This window comes from Staphylococcus canis (assembly GCF_016238445.1).
GTDB classification, from domain to species: Bacteria; Bacillota; Bacilli; order Staphylococcales; family Staphylococcaceae; genus Staphylococcus; species Staphylococcus canis.
Map to the genome: position 1 here is coordinate 1 of NZ_JABANU010000020.1, position 18,993 is coordinate 18,993.

Genomic DNA, 18,993 nt, shown 5'->3' on the forward strand with positions numbered 1-18,993 from the left:
ATCAAAAAACTATCAACTCTACGAGTTGATAAGTTCTATTTAAAATTAAAACAGGAAGATTTTTCATTTTTCATCATGAAAATCTTCCTGTTTTCGGTTCTGAGACACATTAATGTCCCAGCCCCTTTTCGTGCATTCATTGATTTAAATCGATTCACCTAATGCAATTTTAATATGCGCAAGATGATGTTCTTCATGCCATGCTAACTTCGCAAACGTGTCACCAACTGTTGACGCATCTTTACCATTAAGTAAAAATTTGTGTTCTAATTGTGATTCAGATAACGAATGGCCTAGCGCCACAATACGTTGATTTAAGCTATCTAACAACTGAATTGAAACCTTAACAGGCTCCGTATTATCTGGTAACTTTGCCCATGCATCTTGTTTAAAATCAGGCACAGAAACACCATCTTGTGTTAACGCTAACTTTAAACGCTGATACATATTCAATTGAGAATCCGCAATATGATGCACCAACTGACGCACAGACCAAGCACCCTCACGATATGTTTTCTCAAGATCCTCATCGCTTAACCCTGATACCGTTTCATTCAAACGTGCCACATACGCATCAATACGAGACAACCAAGACATCACATCATCAAACGTAATACGCTCCGGTACCTCCAAGCGACCAATCGGGAACCTTACATCCATAACATCATCCTCCTTATTAATCTCTTTATATTCTAACACAAGGTTGTTGAAAAAGCGGTTGAAGAACCACTTCGGATGGAGTTACTTATTTAAAGATTATCGACTCTGTTAAACCTCCAGACGTTAGTGGTGCTTAAAATGTGTCTAAGGGCATTTATTCATTAAAATACATCTTCACGTGTTGTTTTAAATTGTTCTATTGCCATTTTGATTTCGTCTCTTACACGTTGGAAAGTAGCCCAATCCTTTCCTGCTGGGTCATCAAAGCCCCAATGTTCTTTTTTAACATGTTCTGGTAAGAGAGGGCAATTTTGGTCTGCATCACTGCATAATGTCACGACGAGATCTGCTTTTGTCATGAGTTCTGGATGAATTATATCTGAAGTATGATGTGAAATATCAATACCTGCTTCTGCCATGGCTTTCACAGCTTGCGGATTTACACTGTGTGCTTCAATACCAGCGGAGTAGACATTCCAATGTGCTCCAAGTATTGCTCTGCCAAATCCTTCAGCCATTTGACTGCGACACGCGTTTCCTGTACATACAAAATAGATGGTTTTACGGCTCATTCATATACCCTCCTAAAATAGTAATAAAGTACAATAAAGTCCCAGTAACGTTATGAATAACACTGGAATTGTAATGACGATACCTGTTTTAAAATACGTACCCCATCCAATTTTGACGCCTTTTTGAGATAAAACATGTAACCACAGTAATGTTGCGAGGGAACCGATCGGGGTAATTTTAGGACCTAAATCCGAACCAATCACATTGGCATAAATCATCCCTTCTTTCATGAGACCTGACACACCAGATTGTGAGATGGCAATCGCGTCTATTAAAACAGTTGGCAAATTGTTCATAATAGACGATAAAAACGCCGCAATAAAACCTGCGCCCATCACGCTACTGAACAACCCATAGTTTGAAATGTAGGATAATATATCTCCAAGTAAAACGGTAATGCCTACATTTTTCAATCCAAATACTACAAGATACATGCCGATTGAAAACACTACGATATTCCAAGGTGCACCTTTCATGACACGTCTTGTATGCACTGCAGGGGAGTGTCTCGCAAAAATAAGAAATATTAACGCCACACCCATCGTAATCAAAGATACCGGCACATGTATCCATTCACTGATAAAATAACCGACAAGTAAGACCGCTAAGACCCACCAAGACAACCGAAAAACACGCTCATCTTTAATCGCTGTTTGAGGTGTGCTCACATTTGCTATATTGACGGTTCTCGGTATTACTTTTCTAAAATACCACCATAAAACAAGGATACTTGCGATTAATGAAAATAGATTAGGAATGAACATACGACTTAAATATTCCACAAATCCAATGTCAAAATAATCCGCTGATACAATATTCACCAGATTACTTACGACAAAAGGCAATGATGTGGTGTCCGCAATAAATCCACTCGCAATCACAAATGGAAAAATAACCTTTTCCTGAAAGCCTAATTGTCGTACCATCGCAAGCACAATGGGCGTTAAAATTAGCGCTGCTCCGTCATTCGCAAAAAAAGCTGCGACAAGTGCTCCAAGTATCATAATGTACACAAACATTTTTATGCCATTACCGTTAGATGCCTTTACCATATGTATTGCCGCCCATTCAAAAAAGCCAATTTCATCTAAAATTAATGAAATAATAATGATCGCAATGAACGTTAATGTTGCATTCCATACTATACTTGTTACTTCTACAACATCATCGATTGAAACCACACCTGTAATCAGTGCGATAACCGCACCAATTGTGGCGGTAATTCCGATATCTAACCCTTTTGGTTGCCATATAATAAATAAAAGGGTTATTAAAAAGATGATGATCGCTAAAACTGTCACGTGTCATTTCCCTCCTCATTTAATACTTAATATATCATTAACACCTAAATGTACCCTTATTAAAACTTTTACAATTCATAGTAAATTACTATGTGTTTGACAAAGTGCTAGAATTTACTTTATCATACCCCTATCCGTACTAAACAAAGGAGGATTTTATGATTCAAACAAAGCATATTAATACATTTTCGAAAGATAAATTAGAAACTCTTGCTGAACATGGTCAACTTATCGATGTCCGTACACCTGAAGAATATGAACTCGGACATATTCACCACGCTATATCACATCCTTTGTCTACTATAGATACATTTCAAAAATCGAAAGATCACACATACTACGTCTACTGTAAAGGTGGTAAACGCAGCTTAGAAGCGAGTGAAGCTTTAAGTGCGCGTGGTTATGACGTTGTAAATTTAGATGGCGGATACGATGCGTTTACACAAGATACTGAGAAAAATACCGCACAACCTACCGCATCTACTATACAAACTAACCTTAAACAGTTAGATTATAGCGGCTTACAATGCCCAGGTCCTATCGTGAATTTAAGTCAAGAAATGAAACAACTTAACGTAGGCGAACAAGTCGAAGTGACTGTTTCAGATTTTGGATTTTATAATGATATTCAAAGTTGGACCAAACAAACAGGACATCAATTGATTCATCTAGATCAACAAAATGATAAAGTAAAAGCTATAATTGAAAAAGCAGATACGACAAAAAATCAAGATATGGCAGTGACTCACGATAAAAATAACACAACTATTGTACTATTTAGTGGTGAATTAGATAAAGCTATTGCGGCTTTGATTATCGCAAACGGTGCTAAAGCTGCAGGACGCGATGTCTCTATCTTTTTCACATTCTGGGGACTAAATGCATTGAAAAAGAATCATAAAGTTCAGACTAACAAAAAAGGTATTGCTAAGATGTTTGACTTGATGTTACCGAACACACCGGTAAACATGCCGATTTCCAAAATGAATATGTTTGGCCTAGGCAATTTGATGATGCGCTACGTTATGAAAAAGAAAAATGTTGATAGCTTACCTGCACTCATCGATAAAGCCATAGCACAAGATATTAAATTAATCGCATGTACCATGAGCATGGGTGTTATGGGTATCACTAAAGCTGAACTCCGTGACGAAGTTGAATATGGTGGTGTCGGCACCTATATTGGTGATACATCTACTGCAAGTCACAATTTGTTTATTTAGAAACGATTGAGTCGCTCATTGTAATCAATACTCATCTGAATATAAAACGAAAAAGCCACCCTGCTATCAGGTGGCTTCTTTTTATTGTTCACGATATTTTTGTTGTTCTGCTTCACGCAATTCGACGCGGCGAATTTTACCAGAATTTGTCTTCGGTAGATCTTCTACAAATTCAATCGCTCGCGGATATTTATAAGGAGCAACATCATTTTTGACGAATTGTTGAAGTTGACGTACAAGTTCGTCATTACCTTCATAATCATCTTGTAAGATTACAAAAGCTTTAACGATGTTTCCGCGGTCTGGATGTGGACTTGCGACGACTGCACATTCTTTAACCGCTTCATGGTTCGTTAATGAATCTTCCACTTCGAACGGTCCAATCGTATAGCCCGAACTAATAATAATATCGTCATTACGGCCACCAAACCAATAATAGCCGTCCTCATCTTGGTGCGCCAAGTCCCCTGTTAAAAAGTAACCATTGACCTGTGCTTTTTCCGTACGTTCTTGGTCTTTAAGATACCCTTTAAACAACGCAGGTAAGTCTACGGGCACAGCAATATTTCCTTTTGTATTAACTGGAACTTCATGTCCATCATCATCTACAATCGTCACGCCGCTTCCTGGAATCGCTTTTCCCATTGATCCAATACGAGGTTCTGTATCTTTTAAGAATCCAATTAATAATGTACTTTCAGTTTGACCATAGCCATCACGTACAATCAAATCAAAATGACGTTTAAACTTTTCAACAACATCACGATTTAATGGTTCCCCTGCAGAAACCGCACTATGTAAATGTGACAAGTCATAAGACTCTAAATGTTTTAACTTAGACATCATACGATATTCTGTCGGTGTACAACACAGAACGTTAATTTTAAAGTCTTGAAGCAATTCTAAATATAATGATGGATTAAAACGGCCATTAAAAACAAACGCCGTTGCGCCAGACCCCATTATCGATAAAAATGGACTCCATACCCATTTTTGCCAACCTGGTGCAGCAGTCGCCCAAACAATGTCATCTTCACGAATGCCTAACCAATGTTTAGGTGCCATCTGCATATGCGCAAATCCCCATCCATGTGAATGCATCACTGCTTTAGGATTCCCTGTTGTGCCTGAAGTATAAGATAAAATAGCCAAATGCTCACGTGGTGTGTCTACGATCTCCAATTCATGACTTTGCTTGACCTTTTCAGTTTCAATTTCAATCCATCCAGGGGCTGAACCTGTTGCTAAGAATTTCGTTAAAGCATCATACTCTTTCACACGTTCAAACTCTTTAATATATCGTGGTAAAGTCACCACTGCATCGACTTCACCATGTGTAATGCGATATTGTAAATCCTTCGTTCTTAGCATCTCTGAACTTGGAATAATCGTAATGCCTAATTTTAATGCAGCAATATAAACCTCATAAGTTTCAATCGCACGTGGCATCATCACAAGCACACGATGTCCTTTTTTGAGTCCATGCTGACTGAAGACATGTCCCACTTGATTCGCACGTTGAATCAATTCGTGATACGTAAGTGACGTTACTTCACCAGTCTCATTTCTGAAAATCAACGCTTTTTTCGTAGTAGACTGTGCATGTTTTTCAATTTCAGAAATAATATTATATGTTTCTGGTGCTAACAACTCTGACTTTTTCATGGCTTAAACTTCCTTTCCTTTACATAACTCTAATCATATCAGAGCAGCGCTTTTGATAAAAGAAATATAGTAAGAAAATTTTAAAGACCCTCATTATTGGTTGAGGGTCCTCATCTAATCAATGCATTCTTTATTTTAAATCACGATAATTACTATTTTGATATAGTTTCTATATAAAAGGAATGACACAGTATTACACCTCAATGGTCATACTGTGTCATCCTGTAAATCGCTCTATTTTTATAATGTTTTTCTAAAAGTTATTTCAATTTTATCTTGTTCTATTTTTCTTTGTAAACCGTCAATATTTTGACTATAAAATAAATTGCCATATATCTTTTGAATGATAGAAATATGCGCGATTGATTTTAATATAAACCTTGGCACTTTAACACAATAAGTACTTTTCCCCATCACACGACGCATTTCTTGTATAGCTGCATTTGTCGACATATATTCAGCATTTTGCGGATGAAAAATACCATACGCCTTAGTTTCGATCGTCTCTTTAATATATTTTTCAAGTGTTTCTATATATAATACACTGCGTTGGTTATCAATTTTGGGATAAACAGGTACAAATTTCGCCAGTTTAATGAGTTTACTAAAATTACCTGGTGCATTTTTACCATAAATCATCGGTGGTCTTAAAATGGCTACTTTAAAAGTATCGCCGTGCATCTTTAATAACATCTGTTCGGCTTTATACTTTGAAATACCATAAGGGGTTTTAGGCGTCGCTTCGGTTGTTTGATTAATCTCTTCACTTTGGTTTAAACGGCCTTCTTTACCATAAATAGCCATCGTACTGAAGAAGATAAAGTGACGCACACCCTCTGCTTTCGCTTTTACCGCTAATTGACGCGTGAGATGATAATTAACATTCATATAATCCACCATCGTCGCGTCTGGTTGATTATTATGCACAAGTGCAGCGAGATGAATGACTGTATCATAATGTTCGAATGTGTGATGATGCCAATTCTGAGATCGTAAACTGATTTGATCCACACGATACCCTTCTCTAGTCAAGAAATCATGTAATCGCTGGCTCATATAACCTGTTTGACCTGTGAGTAAAATACGTTGAGTCGTCATTAATGATGCACACCCTCTGAAGTGATAGTATTTTTAATCGTTTTATAAATAATAAAAATATCTAGTAATAACGAGTAATGTTCTAGATAATATTGATCATATTGAACCTTCTGATCATCTGTAATATCATCTCTACCCATAACTTGAGCTAATCCTGTTAAACCTGGCTTAATCGTATGAACATTCACACGTGTTCTTTTCTCTATTAATTCATACTGATTAAAGAGCGCAGGACGAGGACCGACTACTGACATGTCCCCCTTTAAGATATTGAACAGCTGGGGTAATTCATCTATGGATGTTTTTCGTATGAATCGTCCAGTTTTTGTAATATAAGCCGTTGGATCAAGTTTGTCTGTAGCCACATTAGGGGTATCAACTTTCATAGAACGAAACTTATAAATTTTAAATAATGTATTATTCAGACCTGGTCTATCTTGTTTAAAAATGACAGGTCCTTTAGATTCTAATTTGATGGATACCGCAGTAATAATCAGTACAGGTAGAAATACAACTATAGCAAACATAGAACTCAATAAATCAAAAGCACGTTTTATACTCATCCGATTGACCTCATTTCAATAATTGATAATATTTTTCTGTATTGATGTCTCGTGTGTAAAATTGTTTAAATAACTGATAAGCGTGATTGCCTTTTGTGCGTAATGCTTCAACAGAGTTGTTTTCAATAAAAGCTTTGATACTTTCATAATCACCATTAGCTACCGCAATCCCAGCGTCATAATCTGTAATGTGTGACACAATATCTGTTTGCTTATCCATTATCGCAATTAACGGTTTTTTAGCAGCGAGATAACCGTAATTTTTACTAGGTACACCTAAACCGATGCCTTCTTTCACTAATGAAACGATACAAACATCGGCCATCGTTAATACATCAGAATAATCTGTTCCTGTTAAAAATTCATAAAGTTTAACATGTTTTAACTGATGTTTTTGGATAAATGCTTCAACTTGCGCAAATTTCTTACCATGTCCACAAAATATCGTTAATATATCGGGATTATCTTTAATCGCTTTAGTCATATTTAAAATAGTATCCATATCTTGAAGTTGTCCCATATTGCCGCTGTATAATATGACTTTTTGATACTGGTCACGTAGTGCTTTAAATTCCGGATTTTGAATACGTTGATGATTAATTTGAGTTTCATCATACCAATTCGGAATGACTTTAATCGTTTCAGGCTTTTGAGAGATACCATTTTCTATAAGATAACGTTTCATCTCTGTGCCTAACACAACAACTTGAGACGCATTTTGATAGACATGCTTATTGATGTAAGTCATCAGTTTATCAATCACACTACCACGTCTTGTAGCCCCTGTTTTAATCGCATTATCCGGTGCAATATCATAAACCACAAAAGTATACCGCTTCTTAAACACTCTATACAATATATCCGGAATTAATGGCAAAATAGGTGGGTTGGAATAGACAAGTATATGGTCATATTTCAACATCTTAGGCATTTTCAATACAAACATTAAAAATAAGCTGAAAAAATTAACGATTCTACCTATTTTTGACTTATTGTTCAATCGCGAATATTTTAAACGTGTGATAGAGATATGTCGATACGTTTCTTTCGCCTTCACTTCATGCGCCTGTGTATATTCATATGGCCAACCACACATCACATCAATATCTAATCCTTTATCAACTAAATCCTCAGCCATTTGCGTTGGTAATGTCGCTGAAGAGACATATTCTGGATAAAAATACTGACATAGTATCAGAATCTTTTTGGGTTTCATTGATAAATACCAACCTTTCTTTAACTTGCAACTTTTGAATCTTTTATTCCAATTACAGTTAATAATATAATTTTTAACAAATTGGCTAGTACGGTCATTATGAAGAAGCCTAATATTTCAAGCTTCCAAGTAGCAATTATAGTCAACACTATATATATGATTGTATGTATCGTAATATATCGAGTTTGTTTATTTATAGAGATGTATTTAGTATTGAGTGTTTGTATCATTGTAGCGATAACACCAAAAAACACACCAATGTTACCAACTATAATGTAAGGTTGAACCTGCGCACTATCTTGACGATATAAATATTCAACAATTAAAACTGTAATAGGATATGAAATAACTATGATGACTCCAGATAAAATAAGACCATAAAAATTAACAATGAGATACTGTTTTATTTTATTATCTGTATTTTTAACAGAAATATAAGAAAGTATTACATTGTTTATAGGATACATAAAAGATGCGAATATTTTTCCAATAAACGTTGCTAGAAAAGACAAAGCAACGGCGCCTCCGCCAATTAATGGCAATAATATAATTCGATCCAAATAAATGTTTAAGTTATTTAACCCATTGCTAATTAATAAATTGACATACTCTGAAATGATATTTTTATGGCTTTTTACTTTTGATAATCTCAAATGTCTAAGTGTATAGATAGTATATAATACAACTGAAATTTCACTCATTAAGAATATGACAACCCAAAAATGAGTAACTTTAAAAATTACCAAGCCTATAGTCAAACCTATAAACTGAAATATTGCAGCAAGTAAAATTTTGTTGTACTGTAACTTAATTCTAAAAAACACACTCATATATATTCGAATTATCATTAAAATATTGATGATCAATAACCAAGATGTAATAACAACGCTTAGCTGATATAACTCTAAAAACAAAAATATTAAGATTACACTTTCTATTACCATAGATATGACTATTAACTTTATAAAGTTTAGGTATAGTAAATTATCTTTAAAAGATTTGATGTTAATCATTCTAATATTATTCAAAGTATTTCCTACGATAACACTCGATATAGTTATAATGGTATAAGCACTTAATATCTTACCGAATTCCTCATTCCCCAATGCATGACTTATTGTAGGGTAAGCTAATAATTGTAAAGAAAACGCTATTAATAGTGTACTTATTATTGTTTTTAGACTATCAATTATAAAACTATGTTTTTTCATAGTTCATTATCCTTTTACTTTTTGAAATGAGATAAAACAATACAAACCAAAATTCACTTACAACTAGAAAATTAGAGCTGAACATAAGTAATACAAAAGGATATAGACCAATATAAATTATTAGTTTATCTAAACCTTCAGTATCAAAATACTTTATAAATTTATAAATTAAAACAGATACAAATAACAGTATAAAAATAAACCCTATAATACCAAACGCTAACAAAATCTCAAGTATTAAATTATGTGGTATATTATCAATTAAATGATAATAGTTAAACAATCCATAACCTGTTAATAAATGTTCTTTAATATATAATATTGCTAAAGCATAAATATCTCCCCTACCTGAGGTTCCTTCAAAAGTCAATCCATTGCTGGAAATATATGAAAACGTACGAGTATTACCACTTTTAATGAAAATGAGTATAGCTATAGCAGATAAAATGATAATTGAAAAATTAATGGATATCTTTTTAACTAACGATGTTTTTTTTCCAATAAGCATGCTTATCATCGTTACAATAATATATAAGATAAATAACACTGCTCCACCTCTACCACCTGCGATAAAAATTACAGGTAACAAAGTAAAGATTAGAATTAAATACATCAATTTATGTTTAACTAATTTATCGGAAATAAAGTAAATACCTAATCCCATTGTAAAGGAGGATATATATGAGATGTTTTGATAGTTCATTAACCCAAAGTTTATATAAGTTGGTAATGTTCCTAATAGATAAGGTATAAGTACAATTAGTATTAAGGAAATTGAAAATAAAAAGAAAATTGCTTTAAAAAACTGAATGACTTTTCTTTTGGTAATCTTCCTAAAATAAATACCACATACCGATGCTGGCACCGCCCAAATTAGGAATAAGATAAAATTATTTAAAGGTAACCGATCATATTTATAATCTGTAATTAAATACGATATTGTGACAAACCCAGTTATTGCTACCAAAATCATTAAAGCAATTGGTATTTGTTTCTTTGTAACAATCTCTTTTAAAGCAAATATTATAGTTATACTACTTACTATTATTAAAAAAATATAATAGCCGCCGTCAATATTAATCTTAAACACATTTTTTAATAGTGTTGATATAACTATATAAAAATTCATGCTCAGTACTGATAATAAAAGAAATACTCTCACTACCTATCACCATCTATAATAAGTTATTTGAATAGAGTACTTTTAAAATTTCACTCTCATTTTCCCAATTTAAAACCTTTGAAGCTTCTATAGCATTTTGTCTTAACTTGTTATATGTAACTTCATCATTTAATAATGTTTTAATCGCATTAGCAATATTTTCAGGTGTTACCGCCTCAATAACAATACCAAAATTGTATTTTTCATTTAGATAAATATGCTCTTTTACAGGTGAAAGTATCACTGGTAAACCTGCTTGAATACATTCAAAGATTTTATTAGAAACTGTATATTCGAAGTTAATAGAAACGCCTTTTGTTAACACTACACCTATTGTGCTCTCAGTCAGTTTTGGTACAAGCTCTTGAACTGACACTGGATCATCAAACTTTATATTCTTAATATAATTTAAGCTTGCTATTTCTTTTAATGTTTCTTCCAGGGGACCAAAGCCACGTACGACAAATTTCGCATTATCTTGTCCAAGTAATTTTGCTGCCTGTACAAATTCTTCAAATCCTCTATTGTTCACGATACGCCCCTGATACACTATCTCTTTCTTATCAAAATTTGATGAACTATAATCTAAACTATAAGCGTTAGGAGCATTAGTTACGACTATCGGCTCTAAAACGTACCCTTGATCTATATAATATTGTTTTGCAGCATGACTCACAGTAATAAAGTGATCAACGTGTTTTAGTATACTCTTTTCTAACCTCTGAACACTATTAGATATTAATTTAAATTTGTTAACAAATGCATTTTTTGAGTAAATTTCATGAGCGTCGTATATAATACGACCTTTGAAACCACTTAAAGTAACCATAAATAATGTATCAAAATCATTCGCATGAATAACGTCTGGTTGATATGACTTAATTGTTTTAATCACATTAATCCCAAATTTTATCCGATTAAATACCTTCATTACAATATTTTCATCACTTTTCCTTTTCCCGAACAATTTATAATTGTAATTAATGTCTTTTAAGTGTTCATCTGTAACTTCATGATTCATTTTGCCTATAATCAAATAATCATCCGTAACTTGTTTTATCGTACCAATTTGTTTTAACACCCTGGGATCTAGCACAATATTACTCGAAACAACATCTAGTATTCTCATTGTAGCCCTCCTTTCTATCTAAAATCGTATTTTTTCTTCTTCAATGCCTCTATAGATTCATTCCACCATTTATCATGATTCAACTGCTTGATTTGTTCTTGTTCGAATCGTTTACGTATCAATTTTGCTGGAACGCCTCCAACAATTTCAAAGTCACCAACATCTTTAGTGACAACTGAACCAGCCGCTACAATAGCGCCATTTCCGATTTTCACCCCATCCATGATGAGTACATTAGCACCAATCCATACATCATGCCCTATACGTGTAAGATTAGGAGCATCATCATAATGCTTATACTTCATTTTTATTCCAAATGGGTTTTGATTTGAATAGAAAACCGGTGATGTACTAAAAAAATGAGTTGGATGCTTACCAAGTCCGATTTTTACATTGGATGAGATAGAGCAATAGTTTCCTATTTCAACATGATTAAATTCACTTCCAAAACCAACATAACTGTATTGACCAAAATGGCTATTCCTTATTTTACAAAATCGATCAACATAATTATGACCTTCAAAATGACAATTAGAGATGTAAGCCAGTCGATTAATTCGAATATTTTTTTCTTTTGAAGAACCATTTTTGAGCACTTTTAAAACTTTATTAATCATAGTTTTCTCCACGTATCTCGATTGATAATGTCTGTATAGCTTTGAATAATTTTGACGACCTTTTGTGAAACGTTGGTATCCATATAATCTAAAGCATCAATCATTGGTTCATGATTTACTTTCATGGCACGTGCGAGTTCAACGGATTGTACAAGGTTGTCATATTCGATACCGCCAATGATAACTGTCCCTTTATCTAATACTTCTGGGCGTTCTGTTGATGTCCGAATTAAAACACCTGGAAATTTTAACATGTTGGATTCTTCTGACAGTGTACCGCTATCTGATAATACGACGAATGCATTTTTTTGTAAGGCATTATAATCAAAAAAGCCAAATGGTTTGAGTTGTCTGACTAATGGATGAAATTTAAACTGACGTTCCTCAATCTTTTTCCAACTTCTCGGATGTGTAGAATAGATGACTGGCATTTGATATTTTTCCGCAATCGCATTAATCGCATTCATGAGTGAATTAAAGTTTTGTTCATGATCAATATTTTCTTCACGATGTGCGGATACTAAAATATAGTGTTGTGGCTCGAGTTCTAATGTTTTAAGGACAGTACTGTTTTCAATTTTTGCTTTGTGGACGTTTAAAACCTCTTTCATCGGAGAGCCTGTTACAAAAATATGTTCTTTCTTAAAGCCTTCATCTAATAAATAGCGTCGACTGTGTTCTGTATACGGTAAGTTGATATCGCTGACATGATCGACAATTTTGCGATTGATTTCTTCTGGTACATTTTGGTCAAAACAACGGTTCCCTGCTTCCATATGAAATACTGGAATTTTAAGTCGTTTAGCAGATACTGCAGCGAGACAGCTATTCGTATCTCCTAAAATAAGCAGTGCATCAGGCTGTTCACTTGTTAATACTTCATAAGATTTAGCGATAATATTCCCCATCGTTTCTCCTAAATGTGTCCCTACCGCTTCTAAATAATGATCTGGCTGACGTAATTCCAGTTCATCGAAAAACACTTGATTTAAGGTATAGTCATAGTTTTGACCTGTATGTACTAAAATTTGATCAAAGTAGCGATCACACGCTTTAATCGTTTCGGATAAACGGATGATTTCAGGTCGTGTTCCAACAATTGTCATTAACTTTAATTTACGCATCTTAAACCTCCAAGTAGTAAGTATCAGGATTATCAGGATCAAACATTTCATTGACCCACATGATGGTTACCATATCGGTGTCGCCTAAGTTTTCAATGTTATGTGTATATCCGACTGGAATATCCACAACTTCTAATTGCTCACCTGAAACAAAGTACTCAATCACTTCGTCATCTCCCGGTAATCTAAAACGAATCACACCATGACCTGATACTACTAGGAATTTCTCATTTTTCGTATGATGCCAATGATTCCCTTTCGTAATACCTGGCTTCGAAATATTGACCGACACTTGACCACGATCCGGTGTTTTGAGAAACTCTGTAAACGAACCTCGATCGTCAACATTCATTTTTAACGGATAACTGAATGCATCTGTAGGTAAATAACTCAAATATGTACTATACAGCGCCTTTTCAAAGTCATCATCTAATTGTGGTAATGTACGATTGTCTCTAGTCGCTTTGAAAGACTGAATAAGTTTCGCAATCTCTCCTAGTGTTTTAGTGTAAACATGAGGCACAGTAGGTTGATTCTCTACTAATGTGGGTGTCCCTTCTATCGCATGTTGAATTTCTTCAATAACATCATCGATATAATTTAAATGTAACGTTACATTTTCGTCATTCAGCGTTATCGGCAACCCTCTTGCGACGTTATGACAAAATGTAGCAATAACAGAATTATAATTGGGTTTAGACCACTTACCAAATAAGTTTGGAAATCTGTAAATATATACCGTATTGCCATGTGCTTTCGCAAAATTTTCTAGAGTGATTTCTGCTTGTCGTTTACTGTGCCCATATGGATTGTCATTGACCGCTTGTGTCGATGATGACAGTAAAATCGGTGGCTGATTCGGATTATCGCGAATGACGTTGAGTATATCCTCTAAAAGACCAACATTCCCGGTTTGAAACGCTGATTCGTGTTCCGGTCGATTGACACCCGCTAAATGCACAATAAATTCTGCTTGCCGTAAATAATCATCTCGAATATCTGCTGGAGTATCTCGATGTATGGCTAACACTTCATGTGACGTATTTTGCTTCATGTCTACGATTAAGTTTCGACCTACAAAGCCTTTTGAACCTGTAATTGCAATTTTCACATGCTTTCCTCCTTATTGACGCATTTGATATAGCGCTAATTCTTTTCTAACGTATTCTAACGTTAATAATTTTGCTTTAATTTGTGCGACTGTGAGCATCTCTGTATTATCTGAATTGTACTCATAGGCCTCGGTGATTTCTTCACTACCATCGCTATAATAATTCGCATAGTTCAAATCTCTAGAGTCTGCAGGGATGCGGTAGTATTGTCCCATATCTTCAGACTGGGCATATTCTTCTCTTGTGAGTAATGTTTCTGATTTTTTCTCACCATGACGTGTACCAATAATCTTGATTTCATTACGTGCATCAAAGAGTGATAATAATGCTTGAGCAAGGTCGCCAATTGTAGAAGCAGGTGCTTTTTGAACCATAATATCTCCTGTTCTCGCATGTTTAAACGCATGTATGACAAGGTCTACAGCTTCTTCCAAACTCATTAAAAAGCGTGTCATATTTGGATCTGTTACGGTTAATGGCTCGTTATTTTTGATTTTTTCAATAAATAGTGGAATCACGGAGCCACGTGATGCCATGACATTACCGTAACGTGTACCACAAATCGACGTCTGAGCTTCATCAACATTTCTTGATTTTGCGACAAACACTTTTTCCATCATGGCCTTTGAGATACCCATCGCGTTGATAGGATACGCGGCTTTATCAGTTGATAAACAAATCACCTTTTTCACGTTTAAACGTATTGCAGCTTGAATCACATTTTCAGTCCCAATAATATTCGTTTTGACCGCTTCCATTGGAAAAAACTCACAAGACGGCACTTGTTTTAATGCTGCTGCATGAAAGACATAATCCACCCCACGCATCGCGACTTCAATACTTAACGCATCTCTCACGTCTCCAATATAAAATTTCAATTTAGGATGATTATACTTTTTTCGTATATCATCTTGTTTCTTTTCATCTCTTGAAAAAATTCGAATTTCTTTAATATCCGTATCTAAAAATCGTTTCATCACCGCATTCCCAAACGATCCTGTGCCGCCTGTAATTAATAACGTTTTGCCTTTAAACATGCTCTCACCCTTTTATCAACTTATCATTTGCGATATCTAAGATTTTTGCTTTAGTGAAATCTTTTTCTAATGCATTTATTAAAGTATCCATTTCCTGACGTTCAATTTCTCTGACTTTTCCTCTATAGATCTTTTCATAGACTTGTTCTGGATGTATTTCGTCTTCATTCAGTAATTCTTCGTAAAGCTTTTCTCCTGGACGGATACCTGAAAATTGGATACCGATGTCTTCCTCACGCTTACCACTTAATTGAATTAAGTTTTTCGCTAAATCTACAATTTTGACTGGCTCTCCCATGTCTAATACAAAGACCTCTCCACCTTTTGCGAGTGCACCTGCTTGCAGTACAAGCCTTGACGCTTCTGGAATCGTCATAAAGTAACGCGTCATATCTGGATGCGTCACAGTCACTGGACCTCCCGCTTCAATTTGCGATTTAAACAGTGGAATCACAGAGCCTCGTGACCCTAAAACATTACCAAACCGTACCGCCACAAAGTCCGTTTCGCTTTCGTTGTCATTTAAGCTTTGAATGACCATTTCAGCCATACGTTTACTTGCCCCCATCACATTCGGTGGATTGACCGCTTTATCAGTAGAGACCATGACGAACTTACGAACTTTTGCTTGTTTTGCAGCTTCTGCTGTATTTTTTGTACCTAAAACATTATTTTTGAACGCTTCTTTAGGGTTATACTCCATCAGTGGCACATGCTTATGCGCTGCGGCGTGATACACCACATACGGTTGGTGCTCAGCCATGATCTTAAACATGCGCGTACGGTCTTGAACATCCGCAATGACGGGTATAAGCTCAATTTCATTTTGATATACATTTGATAGCTCACGATGAATTAGATAGATACTATTCTCCCCATGGCCTAATAAAATGAGGCGCTTCGGTTTGAATTTACAGACTTGGCGACAGATTTCAGAACCGATAGAACCTCCAGCACCTGTAACTAAAATCGTTTGTCCTGTCAGTTCTTTTGAAATCATGCGCATGTCCAATTCCACTGGTTCTCGTCCAAGCAAGTCTTCAACTGAAACCTTTTTCAATTGACTTACTTCCAACTCACCTGTCATCACATTTTCAATACTTGGCATCTTTAAAACGTCTACATTGATATTTCCAGTCATTTCACTAATATCTTGTAACCGTGATTTCGATAAAGTCGGAATCGCGATGATGACTTTTTGAATTTTATACTGTTTGACTAAATTCGGTATATCATCAATCGTGCCTTCCACTTTCACACTTGTGGTTAAAGTCATTCTTTGCTTATTTGGATCATCATCAACAACGGTCACAGGCTCCATGCCCATATATGGACTACGCATCATTTGACGAATAAGTAATAAACCCCCTTGACCAGCACCAACGATTAATGTCGGTACTTTTTTATAGTCCCCACTGATAAACGCGCGACGATACACACGCCAAAAGAGTCTAGAACCTCCAATTAAAATTAAATGCATCATCCAAGTCACTAAGTACAGACGTATAAAATATAATTGTGTCAATATTCCGACAATAATAATTGTTGTAAGAATTGAACCTGTGACCGCTTTTACTATTAATATCAACTCATTGACACTCGCATACTCCCATGCACGATGGTATAAATGGAATAAAGATGCAAAAATATGATGCGTCATCAATAATATGATGGATGACAATAGCAACAATGTCGTTGAATAGTTTTGAAAATAATGTTCCAAAATGTAATAGCCTAAAAAGACCGAAAAAGTAACAATCAACGAGTCTATCAATATCAGTAACGCTAATCTTTGTTTCACCGTTAACTTTGACATTTGAATCCCCCAATTATTTAAAATAACCCTAGAAATTTTTTACGTTTTGACGTCGGTTTTAACGGCATATTTCTTTTTATTTCTTTATCCTCTACTATTTTCGTTCCGTTATGAATTAAATCTTGAATACACTCGCGATCCTTTTTCAATTTTGAATCTTCTAAAATAGTTTGAAGTTGAAATGGCCTAACCTCTGTTGCGTGTGCATCTGAAGCAATGACATGTGTTAAATGATGTGTCATCAACTGATGCGCTAATCTTTGAATCGTTTTGCCATATGTACCTAATAAAGAACCCGCGGTCAACTGGCTCAGTGCACCATTGCTTACGAGTTCATAGAGTAATTCTGGGTTGTTCATAATCGCTTTGTTTCGCTCAGGATGTGCAATGATAGGGACATGCCCACGTTGTTGCAACTCGAAAAACAATCGTTTTGTATAAAGTGGCACTTCATTCGACGGAAACTCAATAAGTAGATATCTCGAATGATTGATACCGATTATTGTTTTTTGATCTAATCCTTTTAAAATTTCATCTGTTATCCGCACTTCTTGTCCAGGATACAATTGAATATCTAACTGTTGAACAATGGGATGTGCTCGAAGTTTCTTAAGCTCATCCATAACCTTTTGTGCTTCATTCTCAAATCTGGGATGCAAGTGGTGTGGTGTCGCTACAATACCCTTAATTCCTTGGGCATGCGCTTGTTTAAGTAATGCTAGCATCGCTTCTTCACTTTGCGGACCATCATCCACACCTATCAAAATGTGATTATGAATGTCGATCATTTTGCATCCTCTCCATAATATGCATAATAACTAGAATCTTTATGCGCTTTTACTTTATTTAAAATAACGCCGAGTATATTCACATCAGTTTTTTCAAGTTCTTTTTTTCCTTTTATAATTTCATTACGTTTATTGTGTTCAGCATTGATGACAATGAGCGCATTTCCGACAATACGTGCTAACAATTGTGCATCTGTTACCGAGTTAACAGGAGGTGTGTCTATAATGATAAAGTCATAAACATTTAGTAATACTTCATACAATTGTTGAAAAGACTTTGTCGCAATTAACTCAGATGGATTAGGTGGGATAGGGCCTGATGTTAAAATATCTAAACCTTCAATGTCCGTAGACTTAATTGCATCTTCATAGTGACCCTTATGAACTAATAAACTTGAGAGACCACTGTGATTTGGTATGTTGAAAATATAATGTTGGTTAGGTTTACGCATATCACCATCAACAATCAACGTTTTATAACCAGCTTGTGCATAAGTAACCGCCAAATTCGCTGTTACTGTAGACTTTCCGGTGTCTGGTAAAGCGGAAGTGATAACAACACTTTGAATCGGCTCATCTATTCCCGCAAACGTGATGTTGGAACGAATACCACGAAACTTTTCACTTACAGGTGACTTAGGTTTATCATGTGCAATCAATTGGGGTGACGTTTGACCTTCATTCGTTTGTCCCATACA

The 18,993-nt window shown here is 35.1% G+C and carries 18 protein-coding genes; 1 reads left to right on the forward strand and 17 read right to left on the reverse strand.

Annotated features, from left to right (window positions below):
* Positions 1-144: 144 nt before the first annotated feature.
* The 3 genes from HHH54_RS08190 to arsB form a co-directional block, all read right to left on the reverse strand.
* Positions 145-660 carry a YfiT family bacillithiol transferase gene (locus HHH54_RS08190; RefSeq protein ID WP_198618353.1) on the reverse strand — a complete coding sequence of 172 codons (516 nt, stop codon included), beginning with the start codon at positions 658-660 and terminating at the stop codon, positions 145-147.
* Between the two features lie 161 nt (positions 661-821).
* Positions 822-1,232, reverse strand: a complete 411-nt coding sequence (arsC, locus tag HHH54_RS08195) for an arsenate reductase (thioredoxin) (protein ID WP_198618354.1) — start codon at positions 1,230-1,232, stop codon at positions 822-824.
* Between the two features lie 12 nt (positions 1,233-1,244).
* Positions 1,245-2,534 (reverse strand): arsenite efflux transporter membrane subunit ArsB, encoded by a 1,290-nt coding sequence (arsB, locus tag HHH54_RS08200; protein WP_198618355.1) that lies wholly within the window; start codon positions 2,532-2,534, stop codon positions 1,245-1,247.
* A gap of 158 nt (positions 2,535-2,692) precedes the next feature.
* On the opposite strand from arsB, the gene HHH54_RS08205 reads away from it, so the two are divergent.
* Positions 2,693-3,757, forward strand: coding sequence for a DsrE/DsrF/DrsH-like family protein (locus tag HHH54_RS08205; RefSeq protein ID WP_198618356.1), 1,065 nt, complete (start codon positions 2,693-2,695; stop codon positions 3,755-3,757).
* Between the two features lie 81 nt (positions 3,758-3,838).
* On the opposite strand, the gene mbcS is transcribed toward HHH54_RS08205, so the two are convergent.
* From mbcS to HHH54_RS08275, 14 genes are all read right to left on the reverse strand, one after another.
* Entirely contained in the window at positions 3,839-5,422 is a 1,584-nt protein-coding gene (mbcS, locus tag HHH54_RS08210; protein ID WP_198618357.1) for an acyl-CoA synthetase MbcS, read from the reverse strand.
* Between the two features lie 240 nt (positions 5,423-5,662).
* Complete coding sequence (locus HHH54_RS08215) at positions 5,663-6,520, reverse strand: NAD-dependent epimerase/dehydratase family protein (protein ID WP_198618358.1); 858 nt, start codon at positions 6,518-6,520, stop codon at positions 5,663-5,665.
* A complete protein-coding gene (locus tag HHH54_RS08220) occupies positions 6,520-7,077 on the reverse strand; it encodes a sugar transferase (RefSeq protein WP_198618380.1) in 558 nt (185 codons plus the stop codon). Before HHH54_RS08220 ends, HHH54_RS08215 begins: the two co-directional genes overlap by 1 nt.
* Before the next feature lie 16 nt (positions 7,078-7,093).
* Positions 7,094-8,299 carry a glycosyltransferase family 4 protein gene (locus HHH54_RS08225; RefSeq protein ID WP_198618359.1) on the reverse strand — a complete coding sequence of 402 codons (1,206 nt, stop codon included), beginning with the start codon at positions 8,297-8,299 and terminating at the stop codon, positions 7,094-7,096.
* Positions 8,300-8,319: 20 nt separating this feature from the next.
* Positions 8,320-9,510, reverse strand: a complete 1,191-nt coding sequence (locus HHH54_RS08230) for a polysaccharide biosynthesis protein (RefSeq protein WP_198618360.1) — start codon at positions 9,508-9,510, stop codon at positions 8,320-8,322.
* Positions 9,497-10,672 carry an O-antigen ligase family protein gene (locus HHH54_RS11440; protein WP_198618361.1) on the reverse strand — a complete coding sequence of 392 codons (1,176 nt, stop codon included), beginning with the start codon at positions 10,670-10,672 and terminating at the stop codon, positions 9,497-9,499. Before HHH54_RS11440 ends, HHH54_RS08230 begins: the two co-directional genes overlap by 14 nt.
* A 13-nt stretch (positions 10,673-10,685) precedes the next feature.
* Positions 10,686-11,801 carry a glycosyltransferase gene (locus HHH54_RS08240; RefSeq protein ID WP_198618362.1) on the reverse strand — a complete coding sequence of 372 codons (1,116 nt, stop codon included), beginning with the start codon at positions 11,799-11,801 and terminating at the stop codon, positions 10,686-10,688.
* Positions 11,802-11,815: 14 nt separating this feature from the next.
* A complete protein-coding gene (locus HHH54_RS08245) occupies positions 11,816-12,418 on the reverse strand; it encodes a CatB-related O-acetyltransferase (RefSeq protein WP_198618363.1) in 603 nt (200 codons plus the stop codon).
* Entirely contained in the window at positions 12,415-13,542 is a 1,128-nt protein-coding gene (wecB, locus tag HHH54_RS08250; RefSeq protein WP_198618364.1) for a non-hydrolyzing UDP-N-acetylglucosamine 2-epimerase, read from the reverse strand. Before wecB ends, HHH54_RS08245 begins: the two co-directional genes overlap by 4 nt.
* A gap of 1 nt (position 13,543) precedes the next feature.
* Entirely contained in the window at positions 13,544-14,653 is a 1,110-nt protein-coding gene (locus HHH54_RS08255) for a polysaccharide biosynthesis C-terminal domain-containing protein (protein WP_198618365.1), read from the reverse strand.
* A 12-nt stretch (positions 14,654-14,665) separates the two neighbouring features.
* On the reverse strand, positions 14,666-15,691 hold the full coding sequence (locus tag HHH54_RS08260; RefSeq protein WP_198618366.1) for a nucleoside-diphosphate sugar epimerase/dehydratase: 1,026 nt from the start codon (positions 15,689-15,691) through the stop codon (positions 14,666-14,668).
* A gap of 4 nt (positions 15,692-15,695) precedes the next feature.
* Positions 15,696-17,507 (reverse strand): polysaccharide biosynthesis protein, encoded by a 1,812-nt coding sequence (locus HHH54_RS08265; RefSeq protein ID WP_198618367.1) that lies wholly within the window; start codon positions 17,505-17,507, stop codon positions 15,696-15,698.
* A gap of 17 nt (positions 17,508-17,524) precedes the next feature.
* Positions 17,525-18,295, reverse strand: a complete 771-nt coding sequence (locus HHH54_RS08270; protein WP_198618368.1) for a tyrosine-protein phosphatase — start codon at positions 18,293-18,295, stop codon at positions 17,525-17,527.
* On the reverse strand, positions 18,292-18,990 hold the full coding sequence (locus HHH54_RS08275) for a polysaccharide biosynthesis tyrosine autokinase (protein ID WP_198618369.1): 699 nt from the start codon (positions 18,988-18,990) through the stop codon (positions 18,292-18,294). Before HHH54_RS08275 ends, HHH54_RS08270 begins: the two co-directional genes overlap by 4 nt.
* Positions 18,991-18,993 lie beyond the last annotated feature (3 nt).

Coding starts and splice junctions, on each gene's coding strand:
- HHH54_RS08190 (WP_198618353.1), bottom strand. CDS start 660: ATGGATGTAAGGTTCCCGATTGGTCGCTTGGAGGTACCGGAGCGTATT.
- arsC (WP_198618354.1), bottom strand. CDS start 1,232: ATGAGCCGTAAAACCATCTATTTTGTATGTACAGGAAACGCGTGTCGC.
- HHH54_RS08205 (WP_198618356.1), top strand. CDS start 2,693: ATGATTCAAACAAAGCATATTAATACATTTTCGAAAGATAAATTAGAA.
- mbcS (WP_198618357.1), bottom strand. CDS start 5,422: ATGAAAAAGTCAGAGTTGTTAGCACCAGAAACATATAATATTATTTCT.
- HHH54_RS08215 (WP_198618358.1), bottom strand. CDS start 6,520: ATGACGACTCAACGTATTTTACTCACAGGTCAAACAGGTTATATGAGC.
- HHH54_RS08225 (WP_198618359.1), bottom strand. CDS start 8,299: ATGAAACCCAAAAAGATTCTGATACTATGTCAGTATTTTTATCCAGAA.
- HHH54_RS08230 (WP_198618360.1), bottom strand. CDS start 9,510: ATGAAAAAACATAGTTTTATAATTGATAGTCTAAAAACAATAATAAGT.
- HHH54_RS08240 (WP_198618362.1), bottom strand. CDS start 11,801: ATGAGAATACTAGATGTTGTTTCGAGTAATATTGTGCTAGATCCCAGG.
- HHH54_RS08245 (WP_198618363.1), bottom strand. CDS start 12,418: ATGATTAATAAAGTTTTAAAAGTGCTCAAAAATGGTTCTTCAAAAGAA.
- wecB (WP_198618364.1), bottom strand. CDS start 13,542: ATGCGTAAATTAAAGTTAATGACAATTGTTGGAACACGACCTGAAATC.
- HHH54_RS08260 (WP_198618366.1), bottom strand. CDS start 15,691: ATGTTTAAAGGCAAAACGTTATTAATTACAGGCGGCACAGGATCGTTT.
- HHH54_RS08265 (WP_198618367.1), bottom strand. CDS start 17,507: ATGTCAAAGTTAACGGTGAAACAAAGATTAGCGTTACTGATATTGATA.
- HHH54_RS08270 (WP_198618368.1), bottom strand. CDS start 18,295: ATGATCGACATTCATAATCACATTTTGATAGGTGTGGATGATGGTCCG.
- HHH54_RS08275 (WP_198618369.1), bottom strand. CDS start 18,990: ATGGGACAAACGAATGAAGGTCAAACGTCACCCCAATTGATTGCACAT.